Below are 24369 nucleotides of genomic sequence, written 5' to 3'. Positions count from 1 at the left end.
ATTTGAAAAAATGGTGGAGTGTTGAAATTCTATGCTTCTGGGGTGTGATCTGGGGTTTGATTACTGAGGGACCAATGGTACTCGTAGGGGATACGGAGCTGGTCACAACTACGCTCTAGTTGCTTTTGCTGGGAAAAAGCCTTGCGTAGAGTGAGGATCAATTGTTGGATTTGGGTCTGGGTCATGGGATCTTTGGCAGCGACCCGTTGGGCTTTGCGCTCCAAAATTTGCAGGATCGTTTCGTAGTGGATGTGGGAAGGCAAGGGTAAAGGTTCCATAACAATCAAAAAGTATTGCGCAGACTTTGAGGTCTCACTATATCAGAGCTCCGGGGGCAACTTTTGGACGGGCGATCGCCAACCCCAAATTCCCAGGGGCAAAATTTCTGCCAGAATACTGACCCCCCGCATCAAGGCCACGATGGTTAACAGGCTGCCAACACCGACATTTGTATTTCCCACTGTTTCTAAAAGGGCCAGGGCGACCACTTCAAATACCCCCAATCCCCCCGGTGCCCCAGGAATAATAAATCCGGCCAACCACGCCCCACTAAAGACCCCCAGCAGTTGGGGAATCTGGGAGGCACTCAGGGGGGCGATCGCCCACCAAGTTAAAAGAAATCCCGTCCCCCGTAAGCCAATGAAAACCAGTTCTCCCAGCAGGGGTTGCCAGGGATAAATGTTCAGCTGCACCGGGTCATGATCCTGGGTTTTCCCTTGGGAAACTTTTTGGATGACAGGATTAAAAAAGTATGGATGAATGCCACCGAGGACACCAATCAAGCCCAGGGGCACCAATAGTTTTAAAAGCGGCAATTGCTCCAGTTGCGCGAGGCTAAGCCCCAACCCCAAGACCATGGCGATCGCCGCCGCCGCTGCCAATAAAAGCGGTTCCAATAGCACTGCTAAACTCGCTACGCCCCAGGGACTTCCTACCGCCACAATCCGGGTCATTCGTCCGTAGAAATGCCAAATATTCCCCGGCAAATACTTCGCCATATTCGTCCGCAGATATAAGGCGATCGCCTCCCCATAACCAAGGGGTACCCGAAAGATAGCGAGAATCCGTCCCCACACCAACGCCGACCACACATGGGATGCTGTTGTTACTAAGATACTTGTTCCCACCAAGAGCCACCCCCGATGATCCAGACGAATTTGGGCCACCTCTTGCCAATGGTTCCGGAGGGTTGCCAACAAAAAAAAGAGCGTCAGGCCAACAATAAACCAACGCAAATAGGGCTTGAGCCGCGATAACTTTCCTTTCAAAATTCCTGCAATACCCTTATGACTGACTCGATTCAACACTGCGGGCATTATAGAGGCTCATGGCCTTCTCCACCCCTTCCCGGAGACTTAGGGCCAATGCTTCTTCCGCAAGCCCTAGGACATCATTTAAAACAGGCTTTTCTGCTGGTGCAAACTTCCCAAGCACGTGGGAAATAGTCGGTCGGTCTCCTTTGAGTTGGGTTTTGCCGATGCCAATACGTAAGCGGGGAAATTTCTGGGTGCCGAGGTGGGAAATAATGGATTTGATCCCGTTGTGGCCCCCTGCTGATCCTTGCAGGCGCAACCGCAGTCGTCCTAGGGGGAGATCCATATCGTCGTAGACCACCAGCACCGATTCCGGGGGAATTTTGTACCAATCAATCACAGCCCGTAAAGACTGTCCAGAACGGTTCATATAGGTAGTGGGTTTGAGTAAACCGAGTTTCTGGCCATTGCGGCGCACCTCAGCCCAAACCCCTTGAAATTTTCGATTGTCTTGGAGGGTCGCACCCCAATCTGCGGCGAGGCGATCGACAAATTCAAAACCAATGTTATGGCGTGTGTGATCGTACTTTGGTTCTGGATTTCCCAGTCCCACAATCAACTGGGGAATGACGAGTGGTTTGTCTTGACCCATAACCTCACAAAATACTTAGTAGGACTTCGACTGCTCAAAGAGCGTTTCTAAGTATACTCTGGCGCAGGTACGGTAATTTTCTGCTTCCCGTGGGGTTTGTCCTTCCCCGGTTTGGAGCAGAAACTGGGACAATGCCGCCGCAAAAACCCGGTCTTGATCCCAATTGGGATGGGTTTCTAGGTAGTCGGTTAGGGATTGGTGTAGGGCTTCGGGAATTTCGGCCAAAATGCTCACGGTGGGGTTCATCATTAACTTTAGCTCTGTCGGAATCTGCGGGACTGAAAAATTAAACTAGCGAGGGACGAAGGAACGGATCTGGAAATTGCTGAAAAAGGGTCTTGGCGTTTCCTTCGGTTTCGTCGGTCGTCGCCCTATTGTTGTCTATAAAGGGGTGGGCTTGTCAATATTGCAAAATGTTACGCCAAGGCGATCGCCTTTTAGTCATCCACGAAAAATCAAGGGTTTCAAGGGCATTTTGTTTACAGTTCTTCATGTTTACACGCCCTTGCGGTGTGGATCTCGAGTTCAAAAAGAGAATTCCCCAGACCCATGCGAAGCCCCAAGAAAATCGTTTTGAGCTGTGGAAAACCTGGGGAAAGTTGTGGAAAAAATGAAATAGATTGGGGAAACCATGGGGAATCATTGGGGGAATTGTTGCAGGAAAAATAAGAATTGCAAATTTGTGAGGAAAGGTGAATTTTGTCAGGATTTTTGTTTAAATTTTAGAATCAAAATATCCTCCGGTACGCCGCTTCCCCATGCACAATCGCCACCCCCAAGCCGTCGCTAGTTCGAGTTCTGCTACCTCTCAAAAGCTTGATGTGCGCGCCTGTGGCATCAATAGAAACCATTGGTATGTGGCTGCCCGCAGTGCTGAGTTAACGGATCAGCCCCTGGGTTTTACCCTCTGGCATGAAGATTTCGTGCTCTATCGAGATCAAGCCGGTCAAGTCCAAGCCCTCGAAGACCGCTGTCCCCACCGCCAAGTGAAGCTCAGTTCTGGTCAAGTGGTTGGGGATAACTTGGAATGTGCTTACCATGGTTGGCAGTTTGATGCGTCTGGTACCTGTGCCCATGTGCCCTATCTCGCGGAAAATCAGAAGCGGCCCGCTTGTAAGATTCGCACCCTACCCGTGCGGGAACAGGATGGTTTTATTTGGGTCTTTCCGGGGGATCCCGAACATTTAACCGACGAGGCCATTCAACCATTGCCGATTCCAGAATGGGATCATTTAAATTACATCGTCAGTGTGACGACCATCGACTGTGAGGGGCATTTTTCCTATCTGATTGAAAACTTGATGGATATGTACCATGGTCACCTCCATGACAATTACCAAGCATGGGCCTCGGCAAAGTTGGAGGATATCCAGGTAACTGAGCAGCGGGTAGATGCCCACTACGAAGCCCAGAGCTATTACAAAATTGATAAGATTTGGTCGATCTCCCAATTGTTTTTTCCGGCCCTGCGCAAGCTCCACCCGGAACCGTTGGATGTGAGCTATGTTTACCCCAACTGGAGCGCGACTTTGGGGAATGATTTTAAGATTATGTGCTTGTTTTGTCCGACCCACAGCACTCGCACCCGCGCTTATTTGTTGCATTTCACTTCCCTCAATGCCTTCTGGCGACTCCACAAGCTACCTGTGCCGTTCCGCCGTTGGGTAAAGGATCTCTGTTTCAATGCAGCCAAAGGGCTATTGGATGGCTTGGTGAAACAGGATGTGTTGATGATCGAACAAGAACAAAAGGCTTATCTAGAAAATCCCCAACGCCAAAATGTGGAGCTAAACCGGGCGTTGATGGCGGTGCAACGATTGATTAAACAGCAGGCGATCGCCCAAGATCAGACTAATGCTTAGTTTAAGAGTTGGCGGCGTTTTTGCTCAAATTCATATTCGGTGATCAGTCCTTCTACTCGGAGCTTTTCCAGCTCCCGGAGTGCTTCGCCAATGGCAGCAGTTTGTTGGACAGCGGCGATCGCCTGGTCAGACGCTGGAGCTTTTGTTAGACCAAACCGGGCTTGGAACGAGTCAAAATCTTGCAGTAGGTACCAGACCGCTTCGATGGCACAGGCAATTTGGGGGATCGGCGTTGACCAGAGGAGAATATACACAACGCCCCAGACTGGTTGCCCGACATAAAATTTGTGGACGCCGGAGAGGGGCGTTACCGAACCAAGGAGGGCGAGACCGACAGCAACTTTTCGGTCTTTGGGCTGGGTCAAAAATTTGGCGATCGCCTGTTTCATGGCAGCTTAGATGTGGAAAACCATACTTTGCGACGGGAAATGCCTCCACTAAAATTTAAGGAAGACACTCACCCCCTATGGTAGAGCAACTTATCCAAGCCGCAGCAGTGCATAGGAGTAATGATGGGATTTTTTGATTCAGAAATTGTCCAGCAGGAAGCCAAAACTTTATTTGAAGACTACCAAAACTTAGTCCAACTCGGCAGTGACTTTGGTAAGTTCGACCGGGAAGGCAAAAAAATGTACATCGACCAGATGGAAAGCGTCATGGATCGCTACAAAATTTTCATGAAACGCTTTGAACTCTCCGATGACTTTATGGCTCAAATGGCCGTTGAGCAGATGAAAACCCAGCTTGGTCAGTTTGGCATGACCCCCCAACAAATGTTTGACCAGATGAATCTGACCCTCGAACGCATGAAGGCCCAAATCCCTGACTAATGGCAGCAAAAACAATTATCGCCTTTGACTTCGATGGGGTGATCTGTGACGGACGTCCTGAATACTTTCATTCCGCTTGGCTTGGCTATCAAAGAATTTGGCCGGACGAACCCATAACCCCAACAGCAACCTTACAGGCGAGTTTCAATGATCTACGCCCTCTGATTGAAACGGGTTGGGAAATGATTATCCTCCTGCGAGCCTTGCGGCAAGGAATTCCCACTATTCAGCTTTGGCAAGCATGGTCAGCCATTGTTCAGCGAATTTTACAGCAGGAAAATCTCAATGCTGTCCAGCTAATAGAAGCTCTTGATCAAGTGCGCGATCGCCAACTGCAAACCCAATTAGACCAATGGCTGGGGCGGCATCATTTTTATCCAGGAATGGTGGCTTTACTGCAAAACTTACTGGATCAGGATGACGTAACGCCTTACATCATCACAACGAAGGAAGCCCGTTTTACGCGACAGTTACTCCAGCACCAAAATGTCGATTTCCCGGCGGCACAGATTTTTGGCAAAGAGCAAAAACAGCCCAAAACCGTCACTTTAAAACAATTGCTTTCACCAGAGGTAGAGACTTTTTGCTTCATTGAAGATCGCCTCAAAACCTTAGAAAAAGTCCAACAGCAACCTGAATTAAACACCCTGCAACTGTTTCTCGCGGACTGGGGTTATAACACTGCCCCTGAGCGATCTAGCGCTACACAGCAGGGGATTCCCGTCGTAAATTTATCCCAATGGGTTCAAACGGCCACTGAAAAAATTCGCTAAAAGTCTACAGTTGCCGTTCTACTTGGATCATTCGCCGATAGGACAGCCATCCCCCGGCAATCATCGCCAGGGCAAAGATGCCCAAAAACCATAGATGATTGGCGATCGCCCCAATGGTTTCTCCCTCAGCCCAAAGACCCACCAAAGCCTCATTCATGTGAAAAATCGGATTGTATTGGGCCGCATTTAGCAAAGCCTCCGGGAAGAGGGAAGTCGGTAAAAAAGCGCCTCCAAGGATCAGTAACGGTACGCCGAAGGTCGCAACTAAAGCATTCACATCCTCTGTGCGTTTCGCCAGTTGGGTACCTAGAATAAAGCCAACCCCCACATAGGCGATGATACTCAGGAAAATAATCCCAATGCCCACCACCACCGACCCCGTAAAGGTCGCGCCCACAAAAATGGCGATCGCAAAGACCAATAGTGCCTGACCAATCCCTATCAAACAATGGGCCAGGAAAATCCCCAGAAAATAGGCCGTCCCACTCAAAGGAGAGATAAATAAACGCTTGAGGGTATGTTGTTCCCGTTCCGAAACGACCGTTGCAATACTCCCCCCCAAGCAACTGAAAAATAGAGCCGCTCCTACCAGCGTTGAGGGGGCGGCAAATTCCATGGCTTCAGCCAAGCTTAACCCTGCCCGTTCCGCCAAAATAAACCCATTGAGGAAGAGGAGAGAAACCGGAAATAAAATCCAAAAAATTAAGCTCCGTCGTCGCCGCCATAACTCCAATAAGATTCTCTGGCTAACGGCGATCGTTTCGTACCAATATTTCATCCGTAAAGGTGCCTAGCGATCATGGCCTACAGAGTTTGATCCAACTCCATAATCAATTCGTCTAATTCTTCGAGGGCTTGGTTAACATCGAGCCGTAGGGTACCAATATTCGGATTTTCAAGCAGCTTAAGTAATACCGTCCGTTTACCTTTGATCGCGTCAATTTTTGTTTTAAGCACAGCCAGATCTGTCATAGCAATTCAAACTTTGTAGGAATACATACCATCCGCTAAAGACCATACCCCAAAAAATAGGAGCTTGCCCAGGTCTATTCGATATCCGCGAGGTTAATTCGAGAAGGACGCTGCTCTGCGAGGCCCCCTGCTTCCTTGAGTTTCGCCAGGAACTCTTCTGTGAGTTTCATAAATGCCTTCGCTCCAGCCGTATTTGGCATCGAAACAACGACCGGCTGAAATGTATCCAGGGCCTTAGCGACATTCACATCCATGGGGATTTTGTATTTAAAAATTTGCGTACTGGTAAAGTCGTCACTAACCCGTTTCATCACTTGGTTATAGTAGCGATTGAGCAGGCTCCCACCAGAGAGAATAAAAACGATGCCCAATAGATCTAATTTAATCGGATCAATATTTCTAGGGTCAGTATCCTGGTGGCTATCCCGTAAGGCACGGATTCGCCGTTGCAGTAGTTGAATTCCCACCACAGACAAAGGTTCGGGGCGGGCAGGCAAAATATAAAAATCGCTGGCGGCCAAACCACTCCGGGTTACCAGGTTATAGCCGGGGGCACAGTCCATAATGATGAAATCATATTTATCCATCACCGGGGCCAGGATCTTACGAATTAAGACCAGCTCAAAATTGTTCCAGATGGCTTGAAAGTCTAGGCTGGGATCTTTATGGGCTTTTTGGTGCAGCATTTCCGAGACGAGATATTCGTCATAAAGCTCAATGTCACCGGGAAGGAGGTCTAAGCCCTGGACGTTGGCAATGTAAGGGCAAATAATGTCGTTGATGTCCAGGCTTTGTTTGAGGGTCGGCTTGATGGCCATTTCGATGAGATGGCTAATGGTACGGCGGCCTTTGCGGATTCGAGCAAAATCCTGGGGAGGCATCAAACTGAGGGTGGCACTAATCTGGGAGTCGAGATCAACAACAAGTACGCGTTTTTTGTGTTGGCGGGCAAGGCAGGCGGCGAGGTTGACGGTGAGGGTGGTTTTACCAACGCCCCCTTTCATGTTGACGGTACTAATGATGAGTGCCATAGGAACCTGGGAAATAGGTGGTTGGGTGAGTGGATTGACGGGGAAGTTAAGGGTGTTAGGTTAAGATTTTTAGTTATTGTACCGCCATCTTCTAGTTTCCTTTGGGAATTAGGGCAACCGCAAAATTGAGGATGCTAATGGTCAGGGACTCTGTAAAAAAGTAGGGTTAAATTATTTTTGATCAATGGGTCAGTTTACCTGGGAAAATTTAGCAGAATATCTCCGTTTATCGATTGCGCCCCAGGCGGAAAAGCTGGATCAAGATCCCCTTGCTCTCGGTCGAGCCCTTGATGATCTAGGCGATCGCCACCTCCTGGCGCTCCGGGTGCCCGAAAATTTAGGGGGTTCTGGGCTGAGTACGGTGGAATATTACCAAGCTACGGTAGCGATGGCGGCGGCTTCGGGCGCTTTAGCTTTTCTGCAAACCCAACACCAGAGTGCGGCCAGTCGCATTGCCCGGTTCGGCAACTCTGAGCAGCAACGATTATTACCCCAAATGGCCAGGGGGGATGTGCGGATTGGTGTGGGTTTTTCCCATCTCCGGCGGCGGGGTGAACCGGCAGTACAGGCAATTCCCCAGGGTGATCGTTATTGCTTAACGGGGACGATTCCTTGGGTGACGGGCTATGGTTTTTTTCAACAGGCGATCGCCGGAGCCACATTACCCGGCGGCTCAGAATGGTATGGTCTGATTCCCCTCGAAACGTGCCAACAGTCGGAGCAGGGAGAAATTTTTTGTAGTCAACCCCTCCCCCTCGCCGCCATGGGAGTGAGCCAAACGGTGACGGTCAAACTCCAAAATTGGTTAGTTCCTGCCACAGATGTTCTGGTAATTCAGCCCCCTGGCACGATCCACAAAGGCGATCGCCAACAGGTCTTGCACCATGGCTTTTTCGCCCTCGGTTGCGCGCGGGGGGTACTCGATTGGTTGGCAACGGTTGAATTTGATGATTTAGCGGCCTTAGAAGATCATTGGCAGACACTCCATGATCAGTTGTTTCGTGCCATTGAGGAACCCCAAACAGAAAGTTTCCAAACCCAATTGGCGTTGCGTCTAAGCGTGATCCAAATGGCCCAAACCTTCGCCCAAATTGCCCTTACTTGGTCCGGGGGAGCAGGAAATTTACTCACCAGTCCGGCCCAACGTCTTTATCGCGAAGCAATGATGTACAGCATCTTTGGTCAAACCCAGGCCATTCGCGCCGCCATGGTCAAAAGCTTGCTACCAGGAAAAACTTCAGGATATACTGTTAAATCGAATTACGCGGGTGTAGTTCAGTGGTAGAACGTCAGCTTCCCAAGCTGAATGTCGTCGGTTCGAGTCCGATCATCCGCTTTGACTTGGAAAATCAAGATTATTTCCCAGGATTAAAATTGAGTGGTTTTGCTCCATTCAGTTCGAAACAATTATCAGCCCCCCCAAACACCCGAAAAGGTTCCCAGCAGATTATTGAATCCACTGGGAACTGAAATTTTGAGATCATCTAAGGACAAAAATTCGCCTTTTAGTATTTACGCCAACGGTTGAGATAGAATTCGCCGATGCTGGCAACGCCTGTCGCTTGGTGAGTCTGGGCTTCTAAGGCGCGGAGGCGATCGCCTTGCAATTTGTATTGTTGCTGCAAATCCGCATGGGCCTGTTTCAAACTGGCGATCGCCTGGGCTTGGTCCGCTTGGGCGGCTATTTGTGCTCGACTAGACTGTAGCGCCTGTTCGAGTTGAGCGATCGCCTGGCGTTGCTGGGTCATTTGGCTTTGTAACGTTGCCTCAGCGGTACTGGCTGCCTGGAGTTGCTGTTGCAGTGTTGCTGTTTCTTGTTGCAGAGCCGTAAGGCGTTCCTGAAGTTGGGTTTGTTCAGTTTGGGCTTGTTGTGCCGCTACCCCCTGTTGCTGGAGTTGAGCAATCTCTGCTTTCTGAGATTCAAGGGTTTGAACAAGGGTTTTGTTTTCCCCTTGAATTGTTTCAAACTGGGTCGTTACTTGGTCAAGTTCTTGTTGTAATGCTTTATTTTTTTCGTTGGTTACAGCAAGATTTTTTGCTGATTCATTTAACTGTTTTGTTAAGTCTTGAATCTGATTTTTTTGATCAGCAATTTGCTTTTCGAGGGTCGCAATTTTTGGAGACTGATCGGTGACTGTCGGGGCTGATTTTTCGACAGTATTGGGACGAGCCACTGGCCGTTTAAGGGGAGGAGAAGCCTCTGCTAATTTAGCTTCTAGATCGGCAATGATCTTCGCTTGAGAAGCCACTTTTTCTGCTAATTCTGCATCGGGATCAGGGGCCGTTGGTTTGGTATTAGCGGCAGTGGTTTCGGCCAAATCTACTTGTACTTTTGCGGTGTCTTCGGCCTCGTTTTCAACGGACACCAAAAGATTCTTTTCTGCTTCCGGTGCTGTGATTGAGACAGTACCCGCCATTAGGTTCTCGACAAAGGCAGACCGGGAAAAGCCAGATTTTTGAGCCATTTCTGCAAGGCGATCGATGGCTTGGGACGTAAGGGATAGGGTAACAGCATTTTTGCCAGTGGTCTTACGTTTCTTTTTTGCCATGTAGATTGCCTCAAAATTTTCTCTAGCCTTTAACTATAGGATAGGCATCTGCCCACTGTAAAGTCAGAAAAAGCCTTCATAATACTTCACAAAAGAAATCTTATTGACCTTCTTTAAGGCTGTGGGGATCAGCGAGTTTTTTATTGGCAAAAGGAGGCATTGGCCAACCTAAGCGGGTCGGTTGTTGGTAAATTTTGCGGAGGGTATTGATATCAGCGGCAGAGATCCTTGCTTGGGTGCCCATTTGTCTCAGAAAAAGCGCATCTGCAGCATTGGGACTATGACCCCAGATACCAAGGGCGTGGCCCAATTCATGGCAGGCGGTGTTTTGGGTGGCGATCGCCCCTTGGTGATCATTCAGCAGGATGGTCATGCGGTGGCGGAGGATATTGTTGTCATCGATATAAAATTCGTAGCGAGTTTCGGCATTGCGGCCCAGGGAATAACGAATTTCGCCTGTTTCTGGGTCGGTCTCCCTTTGAATTGGGGGAGCTTGGCGCTGGATAATGATATCCGCAGTCTCTATTGTTTCTACCGTTAACAACGGTATGTATGCTTGCCATTGGGCGATCGCCGCAAAAGTAGCCCGTTGCCATTGCTGTTGGCGTTGTTGGGCCGCTGGACTGGCTGCCGGATCAAGGGGAACCACATAAACTTTCACCGGAAACTCCGACCAGATCAAATGACCCAGGGGGGAAGGGGTGACGGCCTCAAAGTAATCTGCCGCAGTTATCGGGTCTGGCGTCCCTTGGAGGGCTTCTGGCAAAGGATGAATTTGGGCTTGGGGTAACCGCGTGAGTAATTCTGGGCCTAAACCATAGCTGCTCCACTGAATCCCTAAGGCGATCGCCAGGCCCCCAAGGAGACCAAACCAAAAACGCCACCCCCAAAGGTGACGCCGCCAAGCACGAAAAATATCGTCCAACCTAGCCAAAAGAATCCTATTGGCCAACGACTGGTGTTAACCAACCCGCACTCAGAATGACTGTCAAGCTCATAAAGGTAATGCACAAAATCCAAGTGGCACGGTTGAGAGCTGTTTCGGCACTTTTTGTACTGGTAAACATCTGCGCCTGACCGCCAATGCCCCCTAAACCGTCTCCCTTGGGGCTATGGAGTAAGACCAGAAGCACAAGGCCAACAGCGGAGACCATCCACACAATTTGCAAAATAGATTCCAACATAGATCAATGACGAACGAATAAATGTTTGATTTCAGCGGGGAAACTTTAGGATAACCGATTTATCGACGTCGGGTCACGGCATAGGGGGCCGGAGCAATGAGAGACTGACCCGTCATTTCCTGTGGTTTGTCAATGCCAAGAATATCGAGGATCGTCGGGGCGACATCTGCTAGACAGCCATTTTCCCGCAACACCACATCAGCACCATGACCTACCACCTTACGGCGTTCCCCTTCAATCAAGATAAATGGCACAGGGTTAGTTGTGTGCGCTGTCCAAGACTTCCCATTTTGATCGGCCATATATTCTGCATTGCCGTGATCAGCGGTGATTAATGTCGTGCCGCCCATTTTGCCGATGGTTGCCACCAAACGGCCTAAACAATGATCAACGGTCTCAATGGCCTGTACCGCCGCTTCGAGTTTTCCAGTATGGCCGACCATGTCTGGATTGGCATAGTTAATCACCACCAGACTATAAATACCTTTTTCGATGGCTTGGCAGGCCGCATCCGTCACTGCCTTAGCGGACATTTCCGGCTTTTGGTCGTAGGTCGCCACCTGGGGGCTAGAAATTAACTCTCGGTCTTCTCCTTCGAAGGCAACCTCTAAGCCACCATTGAAGAAGTAAGTAACATGGGGATACTTTTCTGTTTCTGCGGTGCGGAATTGCTTCAGGCCATTGTCCGCAATCACTTCCCCAAGGATTTTCGTCAGGTTTTGGGGTGCAAAGGCGACCTGTACGGGCAAATTGGCGTCGTATTGAGTAAAGGTGACAAAATTGAGATCTGGAATCAATTCCCGCTCAAACCCTTGGAAATTTTTGTCTACTAGGGCATAGGAGAGTTGGCGGGCACGGTCGGGTCGGAAATTGTAGAAAATCACCCCATCGCCTGGTTCAATGGCGCCTTCCTTAAGGCGTACAGGTGGGATAAATTCATCGGTCACACCGTTGTCGTAGTGGCTTTGGAGAATCTCGGCGAAGGAACGTTGGTCGAGATTACCGTTTTGGGTCATCACGTCATAGGCTTGCTTGACGCGATCCCAGCGGCGATCGCGATCCATGGCAAAGTAGCGGCCACTGATCGTCGAGATCGAGCCGACCCCAAATTTATCGATGTGCGCTTGGATCTGTTGGAGGTAATTAATCCCTTCGGTGGTGTTGGTGTCGCGCCCGTCGGTGATGGCATGGATATGGACATCGGCAATGCCGTTAACCTTGGCTAGGTCTAACAAACCGAGGAGATGATTGAGATGGGAGTGGACACCACCATCTGAGCAAAGACCGATAAGGTGTAATTTTTTTCCGGCTTGGCGGGTTTCTCGGCAAACTCTAACGAGGACGTCATTGCGGAGGAAGGAACCGTCTTCAATGGCATCGGAAATACGCACCAGTTCCTGGGGGACGACACGTCCTGCGCCAAGATTTAAGTGACCGACTTCAGAATTCCCCATTTGGCCATCTGGCAGCCCCACCCTTTTTCCGGATGTATGGATTAATGTCGAAGGGTATGTAGCGAAAAAGGCATCGACATTTGGTGTATTGGCAGCCGCAATGGCATTTGCGTTAGCTTCTTGACGGTAGCCCCAGCCATCTAAGATTACGAGCACCACTGGGGATACAGGTGCGTTCGCCATGATGAATTCTTTCCTCTATTGTGGGTGTCTGTACGGGGGAATGCAAATCGATAATATCACTTTCTGTAATTTAGACTATCATTCCCGAAAATTAATAATGTTTTAATGTTGTTTTCTCAAAGTTTACGTAAATTTATCGGTCATCTCACATATTTTTCTAACGGCGTCGCCAAAGGCAAAAGATTGCGCCGCCTAAACCACCAAGGGGAAATAGGATGGGGGCAAACCAGGCAAGGGTTGCAATTTGCCAACGACGGAGATTTAGACGTCGCTCTTGGGGGGTTCTCGGTTGGATTGCGAGGGGCGCCTCTTCCGTTTGGGCCAGCCAATTCACGGTATTGAGCAAAAGGTCGCTGTTTAGGTATTGTTCTAGCCAACCATTGGTCACAAAGGTGGTGTTACCAATTGCCACAAGGCGAGTTGCCTTCATTGTAGCTTGGGAATCTATTTTTTCCAGGGCCCAGCCAAAGGTCAGGGGGCCGGGGCGATCGCCTGGGGGATCAAAGGTCGGATCCGGGATTTCGGGTTGGCTTTCAGCCCAGGCCTGGTCATCGGTACGGAGAATTGCGGTGGCGGCGATCGCCTCTGTGGTGTCGCTGAAAATGGGGCGCACCGCTTGATAGATGGAGTTTTGTCCAGCAAGGGCCGTGGTGATCGGATGGTCGCCGTATTGATTGAGGACAAGGGTCGATTGTCCTAAACCGAGGAAGTCCGCCCGGTTCCCTTGGTCGAGAATGAGCCGTTGATCGAGGCTGAGGCCCCACTTGTCCAGAAGCGAATTTAACTGGGGATCCGTTTGGGGATCAAGCAGAAGGAGGAGACTTTGGTTATTCGCAAGGGCAGTTTCCAAGAGGGCAACTTCTCCTGGGAGAAATGGCGTTTGGGGGCCAATGACTGCAATCAGATCGGCATCTGGGGGCACTGCGGGAGCTTGGGTGAAATTTAGCGGAGAGACTGCATAACCTTGGGTGGTCAAAAGTTGGGCCATTTGCCCTAGCCCTCCGGGAATTTGGTCGAGGGGCGGTTCGCCGTGGCCTTGGAGGACGTAGAGGTGGGGTTGGCGATCGCCTTGGATTTGCAGAATGCTATTGGTTAGTTGACTTTCTGTGAGGGGTTCCCCCTGGGCTAAAACTTTCAGCAGTTGGGTTTTATCGCCATACTCAAGGTGAACTTCGCCGCGACTCTCGACCTGGAATCGCTGTACCGCCTCGATATTACGGTCTGGATCGACAAAAATGTAGCGAAAATTATTAGGATTGAGCCGTTGATAATTGTCTAAAAAGGGCTTTAAATTCGCATCGTCCGTTTCCTGGAAGAGCCACAGGGTTAGAGGTTGAGATAGATTTTGCAGCACCCCTCGGGTTTGGCTAGAGAGGGTGTGGATTTGGTTTTCGGTGAGATCAATGCGGAGAGGGAGCTGGACAGCTAAAAAATTCGTCAGACAAAAAATGAGCAAAATGGCGATCGCCCCGACAACCCCATTCGTCCCCATCTGGGTAGATCGCTTGCGCCAGAACCGTTGCAGCCCCGTTCCCAAACCTGGAAAATGACTGATCCCCCAACCCAACAACAATAACCCAACCAGAATCAAGCCATAGGCGAAGCCTTCTCCCGTGGCCCCCAGGACGACAGCGCCCGCGACCACCAGGGTCAAGCCGAACCAGATAAAATATCGTGAAAATCGTTGCATGATGCTCTGTTAACAATATCAAGAAACCATCAACGCCGTGTCCAGCGCAAAGCTTCAATGGATTGGGCCGTGAGGACAACCCCCAGAATGCTATAGCTGAGGAGTAAGACCAGGCTACTGCTATCGAAAATTCCCTCGAGGAAATTGTTGTAATGCTTCAGTAAAGAGAAATGTTTGAGGCCATTACCCAACGGCCCCGACAGGCGATCGCCCAGCATATCCAACAGCCACAACATCAGCACTAGGGTAAAGGTCAAGACCGCCGCAATCAGGGAACTGTCTGTGAGAGACGAAACGAACATCCCAAAAGATAAAATAGCGGCCACCAAGAGCAACAAGCCCAAATGCGCTAAAAGAAAAAGACTGAGGGGAAAAGCTGGGGCTGCATTCACTAAGACAATCAGTTCCCACAGCACCATGGGCAAGAACAGTACCGAAAAAAAGGTCACGACTCCCAACAATTTGCCCACTGCCACCGCCCAGTTCGTTACCGGGGAAGTCGCTAAAAGTTCCAAAGTGCCCTGTTTGCGTTCTTCGGCATAGAGACCCATGGAGAGCAACGGCAACAGAAACAACACTAAAATGCCCAGGATGCCCCAAAAAGCCTGGAGAAATTCTGTGGCTACATCAATGGGAGGTAAGGCAACGCCCATCTGTTCTTGGGTCACGACAAAGGTGACAATGCCCTGGGGGCCAATCAGGAGCGTTAGGAAAAAAAATCCTCCCAAAAACCACAGCAACGTCGCAAAAATATAGGCAAGGGGAGCGGTGAAGTAGCTCTGTAGTTCCCGGCGAAAAATCGCCACAATGTTATTCAGCATCAGCATGGAGTTGTTCAGACATCGGATCGTTCGCCTCAGCGTCTAATAATTCTAAAAAAACGTCCTCAAGGCTGGGGCGCAGTCGCTGCATTTCATAGAGACCGACCCCTGCATTGACAAGGATTCTGGCAATGTCTTTACCCCATTCGGGATTGTCCGCAGTGGTGATCCGGAGGCGGGGACGACGGGGATTTATTGATGCTAAAGATTCGATATGAATGACACCAGGTAAGGGATCGAGGAGACGTTGGATTTGCGCCAGTTCGCCGTCGGTCTCTAGTTCGTAACCGTGGTGATTGAGGAAATGATTCTGGAGATTGTGGGGGGTATCGGTGGCGACGAGGTGGCCTTGGTTAATCATTACCACCCGGTCACAGGTGAGACTGACTTCTGAGAGGAGATGGGTGGATAACAAAATAGTGCGATCGCCGCCTAAGGATTTAATCAGGTGCCGCACTTCGATCATCTGAGCGGGATCTAAACCAACGGTGGGTTCATCGAGAATGATCACTGGGGGGTCATGGACGATCGCCTGGGCAATGCCGACCCGTTGCCGATAGCCCTTAGACAGATTACGGATGTGGTGGTTGGCTTTGGTTTGTAATTGGCACTGGGCGAGGGCAGCTTGGATTTTGTGGGGGCGATCGCCAGCATTGACCCCTTTGAGCTGTGCGACAAAATTGAGATAGCCAGCCACGGTCATATTGGGATAGAGGGGCGGATTTTCCGGGAGATAGCCCAGGTGTCGCCGCACTGCCATGGATTCTGTGTGGACATCGTAGCCCGCAATTTTCGCGGTTCCCGTTGTCGCGGGTAGATAGGCACTGAGAATGCGGAGGGTCGTGGTTTTCCCTGCGCCGTTTGGCCCCAAGAAACCGACAATTTCCCCTGTTTCTACCCGAAAACTGAGATCGGCGATCGCCTCTGTTTGGCCATAGGTTTTGCCAAGCTGCTCAACTTCAATCATGGTGCACTAAAAATTTCGTCAACCCCAAATAACTGAGCCTAGCGTTGGTCGGAGTCAAGATAATCCTCTTCCGTCTCCGGAGTTTCCATTTCTTCTTTGAAGCCCCGCAGGGTTTTTCCTAGGGCACTGCCCACTTCAGGGATTTTCTTTGGGCCAAAGATCAACACCACCACCCCTAAAATAATCAACACTTCAGGCCAACCTAAGCCGAACATGGGCGTACCCCTCACAAACATTAATTTATGGGACAATTGTGCCGCATTTGCGGCGGTTCCAGTATATCTTTGGTTCTAAATTCTGGGTCTAGGTCACCGCTCGCGTTACCTACAGGGATCTAGAACATTGTTTTAAACCACTTTTTAAGATTGCTTTTTCGCCCATGACTGCCCCTGCAACCAAGCCAAAATTTTATCCCCTCATCGAACAGCTCGCTGGTGTCATCCTCGAAACCTGGCATCAACACTTAGATCTAGAACCCTTTACCCTGCCGGAGGGCCTCGGCTACATCGAAGGGAAATTAGAAGAGGAACGGCTCACCATCGAAAATACCTGCTACCAGAGCCAGCATTTCCGTAAAATGCACCTGGAAATGGCCAAAGTGGGCGAAAACCTCGATATTCTCCATTGTGTGATGTTTCCCCGCGCGGAATATGCTCTACCAATGTTTGGCTGTGATTTAGTCGGTAATCCCCGTGGTGTGAGTGCGGCGATCGCCGATTTATCCCCGACTAGCGCCGATAAAACTTTGTCTGTAGATTACCAAACACGACTACGACAAAATCAAGACAACTTAAACTTTTCCCAGCCCCGTGATCTCCCGGAATGGGGCGCAATTTTTTCGGAATTCTGCCTCTTTATTCGTCCCAGCAATCCCAGCGAAGAACAGCAGTTTTTGGAACGAGTGCGGGAATTTCTGACGATTCATTGTCAGTTGGCCTTGGGTTTAGAAAAGCTTTCTCCCGCTGACCAGGCCATTTATCTGGCGGGACAACGGCACTATTGCCAAGAACAGCAGCGGAATGACAAAACGCGCCGTGTTTTAGAAAAGGCTTTTAACCCTGACTGGGCCGAGCGCTATATGAGCCAGGTGCTGTTTGATATTCCAGCCTAGATCGCGAACAAAGCTTTAATTACCGCAGCAACGGTCAATGCCCAGACTATCAAGGATTAAATCACTCACGGCATTGGCCACCGCAAATTCGCCGTAAAACGATTCTTTAAAATTAAATGAGCGCATTTCTGTGACGATGGCAATCACGAGGGAACCAAGGTCATTTTCCCCTTCGAGACGTTGACGCACATAAATTTCCCGGGCGCGATTGGCAATTTTTTCGTTGGCTGGTTCCGGTAAAAACTCCGTATCAAGCCAATGCTGTAGGGATTTTTCTAACCATTGTCCCTCAATGGCGGGATCAGTAATCGGTGGTAAGGTGATCGGCGGAATCGGTTCAGCCATATAAATTGCGGAGAAGGTGCACAGTAGCGGATTGACCCTCAGTATATCAATTTCCCTTAGACCTGGGGGCCTTTAAGAAAAACGACCTGCACCTTACGGAAGACAAGTCGTTAATGTTTTTTCTTTTTTTTCACGAGCACGGAGGGATTCGAACCCCCGACCCTCAGAACCGGAATCTGATGCTCTATCCACTGAGCCACGTGCCCATACAGGAATACAAGAATAACATGTTTTAGATCATTCGGTAGGGGTCGGCTGAAAAGTTTTCAGGTCGGATTGTCCGAGACGTTGGATCTGTTGTTGCAGTCCCCAAAGACAGCCAAAAATGATGCCCCACTGGGCGATCGCACTCCAGATCACCATACTGGGCACCGCCATAGCAACGGCACCGAGGGGAAACGCCGAAAAAAGGCCGAGGGTAATGGGCAAGGTAAAGCGTCCATGGAAGACCATGAAGAGGATAAAAGGGACAACACTAGGCCCAATGACGGCAATGCCAAACCAAATGGCGCGTTTTTGACGACGGAGAAAGATCCATTGGGTTAAAACGGCCAGAAGGAAAAGGCAACCTCCCTGGAGTCCTAAAGCTGCGATCACGAGCAATTTTTGGCTGGGCAGGGGGGACAAGAGGACAATGGCCATTTGGTAGCCCGTGGTGAGGAGCAATATCAAGGCGATCGCCCCTAGGGCTGGAGAGCGATCATTCCTGAAAAAAGCCCATTTAAACCGTCGGTGAGCAACATCCTGGTGCCGAAATCTTGCCCAATCCTGTACCCGCTGTCGGGTCGGTGTTAACAAAAGAATTAACCCCAACATTACCACCCAATAGAAGCCTTGTAGGGTTTGAAAATTGGCAAACAGACGTTCGGGGCGATCGCCAGCCCAAACAAACCCAGTCATAAAAATCGTGCTGCTAATGGCGACCCCGCAGCCCATGGCCTTCGTGATCATCGTGGCCTGGGGATCATAAAAACGCCGCCGAATCCCTTGCCAAGCCAAGGCCCCTAAAAGAGCATAATGGATCGCCATAAACCCAAGGCCCCCCAGCCCGATCACCCAAAGGGAAGAGCCATACCATTGGGTCTGAAACCAGTTATGGGGCAAGAAATAACCGATGGTTTCCGGGGCGAGGAAATTTTGGTCGACGAGGTAATAAAAGACATTACCTGGATAAAATAGCCGCACCCAATCAAAGGGGGTATAGCTGGGAAAATTATCCTCAAAGCAAGCCACAGACATCCCAAAGAGATACAGACCAAGGCCACCACTATAGAGCCAGGTGTGGAAGCCCCCCAACAGTTCGCGCCCCACGAAACTCCATAGAACCGCCCCCGTAAAGGCCGTGAAACTAGCGGCGATCGCCACCCCATAAAGCACCATTAGCCAACCCAGAGCAATGCCACCTTGAAAACCGAGCCACAGGTGCCAGGGCAAGACAAAAGCTAGGCCAACGTAAATGAGGCTAGGCACTCCCAAAAGCTTACCGAGCAAAATCTTTGAGACGGGTTGGGGACTGAGGCGCACAAAATCCAGGGTGCCCCGTTGTTCTTCCTTCGCGACATCGGCCCCAATTAAATGGGTACCAACCACCAGGAGAATCCCCAGGGCCACTAGGGTCAGGGCGAAAAACAGGTCAAAATGCCATAACTGCCAGTTGATCAGCCAGTCGTTGCCATCCCTCAAACATTGATAGGTAGACCGCCAGTAGTCATCTTCCGGGCCGGTGCAGTAACGGTTGTAGGGTTGATCAACCAGGGCATTTGGCAATTCTCCCAAGTAGAAAAGGTACAGGAGGAATTGGGTAAAGCAAGCAAGACCAAAGGCGATCGCCACATTTTTACGGGTGAAGCGGCCTTTTAATTCCCGAAAAAGTTGGGGATTCCAATCACCGAGGGGGTTGAGGATTCTATCCATGGTTGATACCTGGGATTATGATTCTTATCAAGGGAGAAGCATTTTCGACCGACGAGACTTCAGGTAGTTTAGAGATTAACCTGCTGGGGTTAGGATTTGCTTTAGCTCTGAGGTGCCAAGCTGCTGAATCCGGCGACCCACAACCCGATGCAGCACGGCGATCGCCCCGACTTGGCCCAAAATGGTGAGAAAAATGCTGGCTAAACTGGCGTTTTCAGTGGCGACCATCGGGATAATTGTCCAGAACCAAGGGGCCGCCTGTAATTCTGGGTTAACGCCATTAATACCGAGGAAAATGAAGGGCAAAATCACCCCACTGGTGACGAGAATCGTGGCGCCGATGCCTTGCCGCTTGCCTTTTTTCAGGAGTACCCGCTGGGCCACAACACAAAGCAGAACAACCATTAAGCCCTGCATCACCACTCCAAGCGCAAAGGAGATTTTGTAAGGGGGAGCGACAATTACAGCCACGGCCAAGGCGATCGCCCCGGTGACAATGGCAACATTCACCATCACCGCACCAATGGCAGGACTTCGTTCCCCAAAGAACCAATCTTGCCATTCTCCTTTTTGGTAACGGCTCCAATCTTGGAGGGACTGGAACGACGGCGAAAGCACCGCCATCAGAGCAAATAAGTAACAACTACCGGCCAGGGAAAGCAGTAGAAAATTAAATAACCAATCGTTGTGGTTGGCGATCGCCCCCAGGGGAGATTGCACCGTAAAGCCAAGCCCAAAAATGGTAAGCAACGCCGTTAGGCTATAACTCTGTTTCTTGCTAAGGAGGGTGCCATTGAGATAATGAAATTTCCGGCGGAACGCTTGGAGAAACCAGTAGATCCCCATTCCATAAAGCAACAGATAAATCAAACCGGCGATTGCCCCATTCTCCCAAAGATAAACCCGGAAAAAAGAAACATCGGCGAGGCTATCGTAGTTAAACGTGAGCAGTTGTTCCGCAGCGGCACTGGCTTGACCCAAATACACCAACATATGCAGCGGATTAAACAAATTGACGCCATCGATAAGATTGCCGACGTGGCTATTTTCCTGGAGGAGAAACGTCGTGCTCCCCATCATCAAGTAAAAAAGTCCCCCCGTCGCTAACCAAGCTTTGAGGGCGGGTTGGGTTGGATTCACCAAACTATAGAGCGCCGCACCACTATAGAAAAAGCCGTAACTAGCTGTTATCACACCGTAGAAAAGCAGGATTAACGGCAACGGAATGCCGCCCCTGAGTCCGGCCCAAAAGTGTAAGGGGAAAACCAAGGCCAGACCGACATAAATTAAACTTGGCACACCTAAAATCTTGCCAATGGCGATCGCCTGGGCCGACTGGGGACTCAATTTGACGAAGTTCAAAGTGCCTGCCTTTTGCTCTTTGCCCAAATCTTGGATTAGTAAATAAACGCCCCCCAACAGCGCCACGAAAAATCCCACCACACTGAGGGTAATAAATAGGTCAGTCCACCACAGGGGCCAATTTAGGTTTAAATTTCCCGCCGCATCAGCCACACAAAAGTTTTGGCTATGGATCAAATGGCTATTGGGATCAAAATCTGCCGGGGCGCGACCGATGCAGTAATGGTTGGTGGTGCTAATCCCAGCACTGGGGAGGGCGATTCTCAGGCTTAAATAAAATATTCCCTGCGTGAACAAAGAGGCGATCGCCGCTAAGCCGAGGGCTTTTTTAGACAGTCGGCCTTTTAGCTCCCGAAAAAGCTGAGGATTCCAGTCACCGATGCGGTCTAGCCATTGATGAAAAACCATGATGTTTTGGAGATGGAGATCAATAAACGATTAAAAAATGTAGGCAAACATAAATTCAAGCAACCACTGCTAGGTTGTTTGTTGGTGGCCAAGCTTCAGGAAAATGCTTTCTAGATCCTCCGTTTTGCCATAAAACTCAGACACTAGAATTCCTGCGGCAATGAGATCCTTTAAAAGTGCCGTGCTTTCTGCGGGAGTTCCCGCAAATTCTACTTGCAAACGATTGGGAGCGCAGCTTTCCCAACCCCGAACCAGGGGCTGCTGCTTTAGTTCTCCCACGAGTCCGTCTAGGTTATCCAGGGTACTAACCACTAAATATTGCCGGGAAAGCCGCTGGTACAAATCCTCTAGGGAGGTACTCTCGACGAGATAACCCAATTCCATAATGCCCACAGAAGAACAGAGTTCTGCCAAATCACTGAGGACATGGGAGGAGATCAGGATGGTCATGCCAGCTTCCTGGAGCACCTTAATAATTTCACGAAATTGCATCCGCGCAATGGGATCTAAACCCGACACCGGCTCATCCAGGAGCAATAGGAGCGGTTCGTGAATAATGGTGCGGGCCAGGCTGAGACGTTGTTTCATCCCCCGGGAAAGGGTGGCAATTTTGTCGTCCCGCTTGTGGGTAAGTTGCACCAGCTCTAGGACTTCGCTTAAACGACGCCGACGACGGGGTTGGTGGAGATTATAAAGGCGCGCGAAGTAGTCTAGATAATCCCAAACATTGAGGTCATCGTAGAGGGGAAAATCATCGGGGAGATAGCCGAGGTGCTGCTTGAGGTGGGGGTTGCTGTCATCCCGCAGGAGGCGATCGCCATGGATATAAATTTCGCCGAGGGTGGGTTCTTCTGCCGTTGCCAACATCCGAATTAATGTGGTTTTCCCAGCACCATTGGGGCCAATCAAGCCGTACACTTCCCCCGGTTGTACCTGAAGTTCCACATCACTCACAGCCACCTGTCGGTCAAACTGTTTCGTCAAATTAAAGGTGGCGATCGCCATTTGGTCAATGATCGGCGAAGAGGTCGATTGCGCAGCAAGCATAGGCCCTTAAATTTTCAACCTAATTTGCCCCTAGCTTAACCACAGTTAACCGCCGCTGCCCTGGGGCGTTACAAAATTGAAACAGCATCTCCCCAAGGATTTTTTCACTAAAAAGCAGGCCCCACTCTTGCGAGAACCTGCATCACGTATCATTCGTTGTGATTGGGTCAATCCAATTCAGCTTGAATTCTTTTTACGCTGTCTCCAGCCATTCATAAATGCGGTCTAACTGCTCTAGGGTCACCAGGCCATACTGCCACAGCACCATGGGTAAAGGATGATGGGCAGAGGTATTACTCCGATGGCGTTCCATCACAGAAATAGATTCCCCAGGGATGGCCAGTTCTTCTTGCAGGAAGTGAATAAATTTTGAGTAGGTGATCGGCGTCATATATGGTTTTGCGCTCCATAACTTATGGAAATTTCACTAATACTTAGCGGTGAGGGAGAGGAGGATATGCGTTGACTGGGGTGAGGGGAAAATTGAAATTATCCTAAAGGACTTTGAGACAAACAAACATTATCTTAAAGGTGAATTTTTGATAAGTCTGTAGTAGAGATCACAAGGGGTTAGATTTCGCCTAGGGAGATGGGAACTCAGTGAAAAAAAGGTGACCCACGCTCTGCTCATCAATACTCCAGCCTTTATAAGTTTCCCCGATTATAGGGAGTGTTTTTCCCTTGTGGTGTGCTGTTTCTGTTTTTGCAACCCCAGATTGGTTAGGATAAAAAGAACCAAATTTCACCGGCAAACCTAGAGGCCCTATTTAGGTCGATGGTGAACGAAAAAGTGGAACTGATAAGGTTAAGGCCCATATCCTACTGTGCTTTTTTGCATTAAGCAAGAATCTTAATATCTTTTTCGGTTTGTTTGCGGTAGCGGGGATTTGCTTCACTGAACTTAATACTCAAGCGCCCCAGGCGAGCAACCCGATAAAATAACTCCCCAGAGACTTTCACAAGGCGATAGCCCATGAGCGATACGATTTTTGGCAAAATTATTCGGCGAGAGATTCCGGCGGATATTGTCTATGAGGACGATCTAGCCCTGGCTTTCCGTGATGTCAACCCCCAAGCCCCTGTGCATATCTTGGTGATTCCCAAAAAGCCAATTCCCATGCTGACAGCGGCCGATGATACAGATCAAGCGCTTTTGGGTCATTTATTATTGACCGTTAAAAAGATTGCCCGCCAGGAAAACCTCGATAAAGGCTACCGTGTCGTGATTAATACCGGTGAAGATGGGGGCCAAACGGTGTTCCATCTCCATCTGCATCTCCTCGGCGATCGCCCCCTAGCTTGGCCTCCTGGCTAAATCCTTGTAGCGTAAACCCCAGGCTTTTATTCCCTTGAGGTAGCGGCCCATGTCCTTTGACCCTTCTGCGCCCCCTTTCCAAACCCACACAGCGTCCCAACCCCGCACCATCACCCACACAGACAGGGCTTTCTATTATTTCGCCTATGGGTCTTGTATGTGTCCTGTCGATTTGGCCCGCACCATTGAGGAGGATGCCCACCAATTCGTTGTGGGTCGGGGCATTTTACAGGATTATCGTCTGGCGTTTAATCGCCTTTCTCCCAAACGTAAAAGCTGTGGTGTTTTGGATGTGGTGCCCCACGCAGGCAGTCATGTGGAAGGTGTTCTCTACCATTTGCCCTGGCGAGTCAGTGAAAAGCTTGATCTGCGGGAGGAAGTCCCCACCAATGGTTATCGCCAAACCCAGGTGACCGTTGAATGCCAAGGCCAGCGGTTCCCCTCGGTGCGTACCTACGTCGTCGTCAATAAAACACCCCAGGAAGTTCCCCCAGACGATTGGTATTTTTATATTGTGATGCGGGGGGCAATGACCGCTGGCCTTTCCCGCGACTATTCTTGGCGATTGTTTAACCACATGAAACGTCTCCAACGGGGTCAGACCCTTTAAAATTTTTGATGCTGTGTGCTTAGGAAGAAGGATTGA

At 49.9% G+C, this 24369-nt stretch carries 29 protein-coding genes and 2 tRNA genes; 8 read left to right on the top strand and 23 right to left on the bottom strand.

What is annotated here, in order from left to right:
* Positions 1–29 precede the first annotated feature (29 nt).
* From AWQ23_RS11220 to AWQ23_RS11205, 4 genes are read right to left on the bottom strand one after another with little or no spacing between them, the layout of a single operon-like run.
* Positions 30–278 (bottom strand): DUF5340 domain-containing protein, encoded by a 249-nt coding sequence (locus tag AWQ23_RS11220; protein WP_062435447.1) that lies wholly within the window; start codon positions 276–278, stop codon positions 30–32.
* A gap of 42 nt (positions 279–320) precedes the next feature.
* On the bottom strand, positions 321–1316 hold the full coding sequence (locus AWQ23_RS11215; RefSeq protein WP_062435444.1) for a hypothetical protein: 996 nt from the start codon (positions 1314–1316) through the stop codon (positions 321–323).
* The gene (gene pth, locus AWQ23_RS11210) at positions 1285–1905 is read right to left on the bottom strand and encodes an aminoacyl-tRNA hydrolase (RefSeq protein ID WP_030007320.1); all 621 of its coding nucleotides are present in this window, start codon (positions 1903–1905) and stop codon (positions 1285–1287) included. Before pth ends, AWQ23_RS11215 begins: the two co-directional genes overlap by 32 nt.
* Positions 1906–1920: 15 nt before the next feature.
* Positions 1921–2151, bottom strand: a complete 231-nt coding sequence (locus tag AWQ23_RS11205) for a DUF2811 domain-containing protein (protein ID WP_030007319.1) — start codon at positions 2149–2151, stop codon at positions 1921–1923.
* A gap of 512 nt (positions 2152–2663) precedes the next feature.
* Here AWQ23_RS11205 and AWQ23_RS11195 point away from each other — a divergent pair.
* The gene (locus tag AWQ23_RS11195) at positions 2664–3767 is read left to right on the top strand and encodes an aromatic ring-hydroxylating dioxygenase subunit alpha (RefSeq protein WP_062435438.1); all 1104 of its coding nucleotides are present in this window, start codon (positions 2664–2666) and stop codon (positions 3765–3767) included.
* Here AWQ23_RS11195 and AWQ23_RS11190 read toward each other — a convergent pair.
* Positions 3764–4156: an SHOCT domain-containing protein gene (locus AWQ23_RS11190; protein ID WP_062435435.1), complete on the bottom strand. Its 393-nt coding sequence runs from the start codon at positions 4154–4156 to the stop codon at positions 3764–3766. The genes AWQ23_RS11195 and AWQ23_RS11190 overlap by 4 nt on opposite strands.
* Before the next feature lie 123 nt (positions 4157–4279).
* On the opposite strand from AWQ23_RS11190, the gene AWQ23_RS11185 reads away from it, so the two are divergent.
* Entirely contained in the window at positions 4280–4597 is a 318-nt protein-coding gene (locus tag AWQ23_RS11185; protein WP_012307841.1) for a DUF1825 family protein, read from the top strand.
* Positions 4597–5370: an HAD family hydrolase gene (locus AWQ23_RS11180; protein WP_062435432.1), complete on the top strand. Its 774-nt coding sequence runs from the start codon at positions 4597–4599 to the stop codon at positions 5368–5370. Before AWQ23_RS11185 ends, AWQ23_RS11180 begins: the two co-directional genes overlap by 1 nt.
* A gap of 4 nt (positions 5371–5374) precedes the next feature.
* On the opposite strand, the gene AWQ23_RS11175 is transcribed toward AWQ23_RS11180, so the two are convergent.
* The 3 genes from AWQ23_RS11175 to AWQ23_RS11170 all read right to left on the bottom strand — a co-directional run bounded on the left by AWQ23_RS11175 (position 5375) and on the right by AWQ23_RS11170 (position 7373).
* Positions 5375–6148, bottom strand: a complete 774-nt coding sequence (locus tag AWQ23_RS11175; protein WP_062435427.1) for an ABC transporter permease — start codon at positions 6146–6148, stop codon at positions 5375–5377.
* A gap of 26 nt (positions 6149–6174) precedes the next feature.
* Entirely contained in the window at positions 6175–6342 is a 168-nt protein-coding gene (locus AWQ23_RS16205; protein ID WP_198158647.1) for a hypothetical protein, read from the bottom strand.
* 74 nt (positions 6343–6416) lie between these two features.
* On the bottom strand, positions 6417–7373 hold the full coding sequence (locus AWQ23_RS11170) for a ParA family protein (RefSeq protein ID WP_062435421.1): 957 nt from the start codon (positions 7371–7373) through the stop codon (positions 6417–6419).
* A gap of 184 nt (positions 7374–7557) precedes the next feature.
* Here AWQ23_RS11170 and AWQ23_RS11165 point away from each other — a divergent pair, with 184 nt between their 5' ends.
* Together AWQ23_RS11165 and AWQ23_RS11160 are read left to right on the top strand one after the other, a co-directional pair.
* The gene (locus AWQ23_RS11165; protein ID WP_071884925.1) at positions 7558–8658 is read left to right on the top strand and encodes an acyl-CoA dehydrogenase family protein; all 1101 of its coding nucleotides are present in this window, start codon (positions 7558–7560) and stop codon (positions 8656–8658) included.
* Positions 8638–8709 (top strand) — tRNA-Gly (locus AWQ23_RS11160). The genes AWQ23_RS11165 and AWQ23_RS11160 overlap by 21 nt, the downstream gene beginning before the upstream one ends.
* Before the next feature lie 169 nt (positions 8710–8878).
* Here the strand turns inward: AWQ23_RS11160 and AWQ23_RS11155 are convergent.
* The 8 genes from AWQ23_RS11155 to tatA form a co-directional block, all read right to left on the bottom strand.
* Positions 8879–9922 carry a hypothetical protein gene (locus AWQ23_RS11155; RefSeq protein ID WP_062435418.1) on the bottom strand — a complete coding sequence of 348 codons (1044 nt, stop codon included), beginning with the start codon at positions 9920–9922 and terminating at the stop codon, positions 8879–8881.
* Positions 9923–10022: 100 nt separating this feature from the next.
* On the bottom strand, positions 10023–10856 hold the full coding sequence (locus AWQ23_RS11150; RefSeq protein ID WP_232308898.1) for a peptidase M10A and M12B matrixin and adamalysin: 834 nt from the start codon (positions 10854–10856) through the stop codon (positions 10023–10025).
* Between the two features lie 7 nt (positions 10857–10863).
* Positions 10864–11106, bottom strand: coding sequence for a preprotein translocase subunit SecG (gene secG, locus AWQ23_RS11145; RefSeq protein WP_062435414.1), 243 nt, complete (start codon positions 11104–11106; stop codon positions 10864–10866).
* Positions 11107–11165: 59 nt separating this feature from the next.
* Positions 11166–12743, bottom strand: coding sequence for a 2,3-bisphosphoglycerate-independent phosphoglycerate mutase (gene gpmI, locus AWQ23_RS11140; protein WP_062435411.1), 1578 nt, complete (start codon positions 12741–12743; stop codon positions 11166–11168).
* 157 nt (positions 12744–12900) lie between these two features.
* Positions 12901–14433: a Gldg family protein gene (locus AWQ23_RS11135; RefSeq protein ID WP_062435408.1), complete on the bottom strand. Its 1533-nt coding sequence runs from the start codon at positions 14431–14433 to the stop codon at positions 12901–12903.
* A 29-nt stretch (positions 14434–14462) separates the two neighbouring features.
* Positions 14463–15254: an ABC transporter permease gene (locus AWQ23_RS11130; RefSeq protein ID WP_198158727.1), complete on the bottom strand. Its 792-nt coding sequence runs from the start codon at positions 15252–15254 to the stop codon at positions 14463–14465.
* Positions 15244–16221, bottom strand: a complete 978-nt coding sequence (locus tag AWQ23_RS11125) for an ABC transporter ATP-binding protein (RefSeq protein ID WP_062435402.1) — start codon at positions 16219–16221, stop codon at positions 15244–15246. Before AWQ23_RS11125 ends, AWQ23_RS11130 begins: the two co-directional genes overlap by 11 nt.
* Before the next feature lie 38 nt (positions 16222–16259).
* Positions 16260–16436 (bottom strand): twin-arginine translocase TatA/TatE family subunit, encoded by a 177-nt coding sequence (tatA, locus tag AWQ23_RS11120; RefSeq protein ID WP_041443593.1) that lies wholly within the window; start codon positions 16434–16436, stop codon positions 16260–16262.
* A gap of 164 nt (positions 16437–16600) precedes the next feature.
* Here tatA and AWQ23_RS11115 point away from each other — a divergent pair, with 164 nt between their 5' ends.
* On the top strand, positions 16601–17332 hold the full coding sequence (locus AWQ23_RS11115; protein WP_062435399.1) for a phycocyanobilin:ferredoxin oxidoreductase: 732 nt from the start codon (positions 16601–16603) through the stop codon (positions 17330–17332).
* 15 nt (positions 17333–17347) lie between these two features.
* Here AWQ23_RS11115 and AWQ23_RS11110 read toward each other — a convergent pair whose 3' ends face one another.
* From AWQ23_RS11110 to AWQ23_RS16015, 7 genes are all read right to left on the bottom strand, one after another.
* Positions 17348–17677, bottom strand: a complete 330-nt coding sequence (locus tag AWQ23_RS11110) for a hypothetical protein (protein WP_012307825.1) — start codon at positions 17675–17677, stop codon at positions 17348–17350.
* A gap of 133 nt (positions 17678–17810) precedes the next feature.
* A tRNA-Arg gene (locus AWQ23_RS11105) sits at positions 17811–17883 on the bottom strand.
* A 31-nt stretch (positions 17884–17914) separates the two neighbouring features.
* The gene (locus AWQ23_RS11100; protein WP_062435396.1) at positions 17915–19591 is read right to left on the bottom strand and encodes a hypothetical protein; all 1677 of its coding nucleotides are present in this window, start codon (positions 19589–19591) and stop codon (positions 17915–17917) included.
* 75 nt (positions 19592–19666) lie between these two features.
* Complete coding sequence (locus AWQ23_RS11095; protein WP_062435393.1) at positions 19667–21361, bottom strand: hypothetical protein; 1695 nt, start codon at positions 21359–21361, stop codon at positions 19667–19669.
* A gap of 69 nt (positions 21362–21430) precedes the next feature.
* On the bottom strand, positions 21431–22408 hold the full coding sequence (locus AWQ23_RS11090; protein ID WP_062435390.1) for an ABC transporter ATP-binding protein: 978 nt from the start codon (positions 22406–22408) through the stop codon (positions 21431–21433).
* 193 nt (positions 22409–22601) lie between these two features.
* Positions 22602–22799 carry a DUF2949 domain-containing protein gene (locus AWQ23_RS11085; RefSeq protein WP_012307821.1) on the bottom strand — a complete coding sequence of 66 codons (198 nt, stop codon included), beginning with the start codon at positions 22797–22799 and terminating at the stop codon, positions 22602–22604.
* Positions 22800–23245: 446 nt separating this feature from the next.
* A complete protein-coding gene (locus AWQ23_RS16015) occupies positions 23246–23383 on the bottom strand; it encodes a hypothetical protein (protein ID WP_157072221.1) in 138 nt (45 codons plus the stop codon).
* On the opposite strand from AWQ23_RS16015, the gene AWQ23_RS11080 reads away from it, so the two are divergent.
* Positions 23382–23723 (top strand): histidine triad nucleotide-binding protein, encoded by a 342-nt coding sequence (locus AWQ23_RS11080; protein WP_012307820.1) that lies wholly within the window; start codon positions 23382–23384, stop codon positions 23721–23723. The genes AWQ23_RS16015 and AWQ23_RS11080 overlap by 2 nt on opposite strands.
* A gap of 49 nt (positions 23724–23772) precedes the next feature.
* Positions 23773–24333 (top strand): gamma-glutamylcyclotransferase family protein, encoded by a 561-nt coding sequence (locus AWQ23_RS11075; protein WP_071884924.1) that lies wholly within the window; start codon positions 23773–23775, stop codon positions 24331–24333.
* Positions 24334–24369: the final 36 nt, after the last annotated feature.

Source organism: Picosynechococcus sp. PCC 73109 (assembly GCF_001521855.1).
Taxonomy (GTDB): Bacteria; Cyanobacteriota; Cyanobacteriia; order Cyanobacteriales; family MRBY01; genus MRBY01.
The sequence above is the reverse complement of the archived record's forward strand: the minus strand, read 5'-3'. Positions and strand labels throughout refer to the sequence as shown.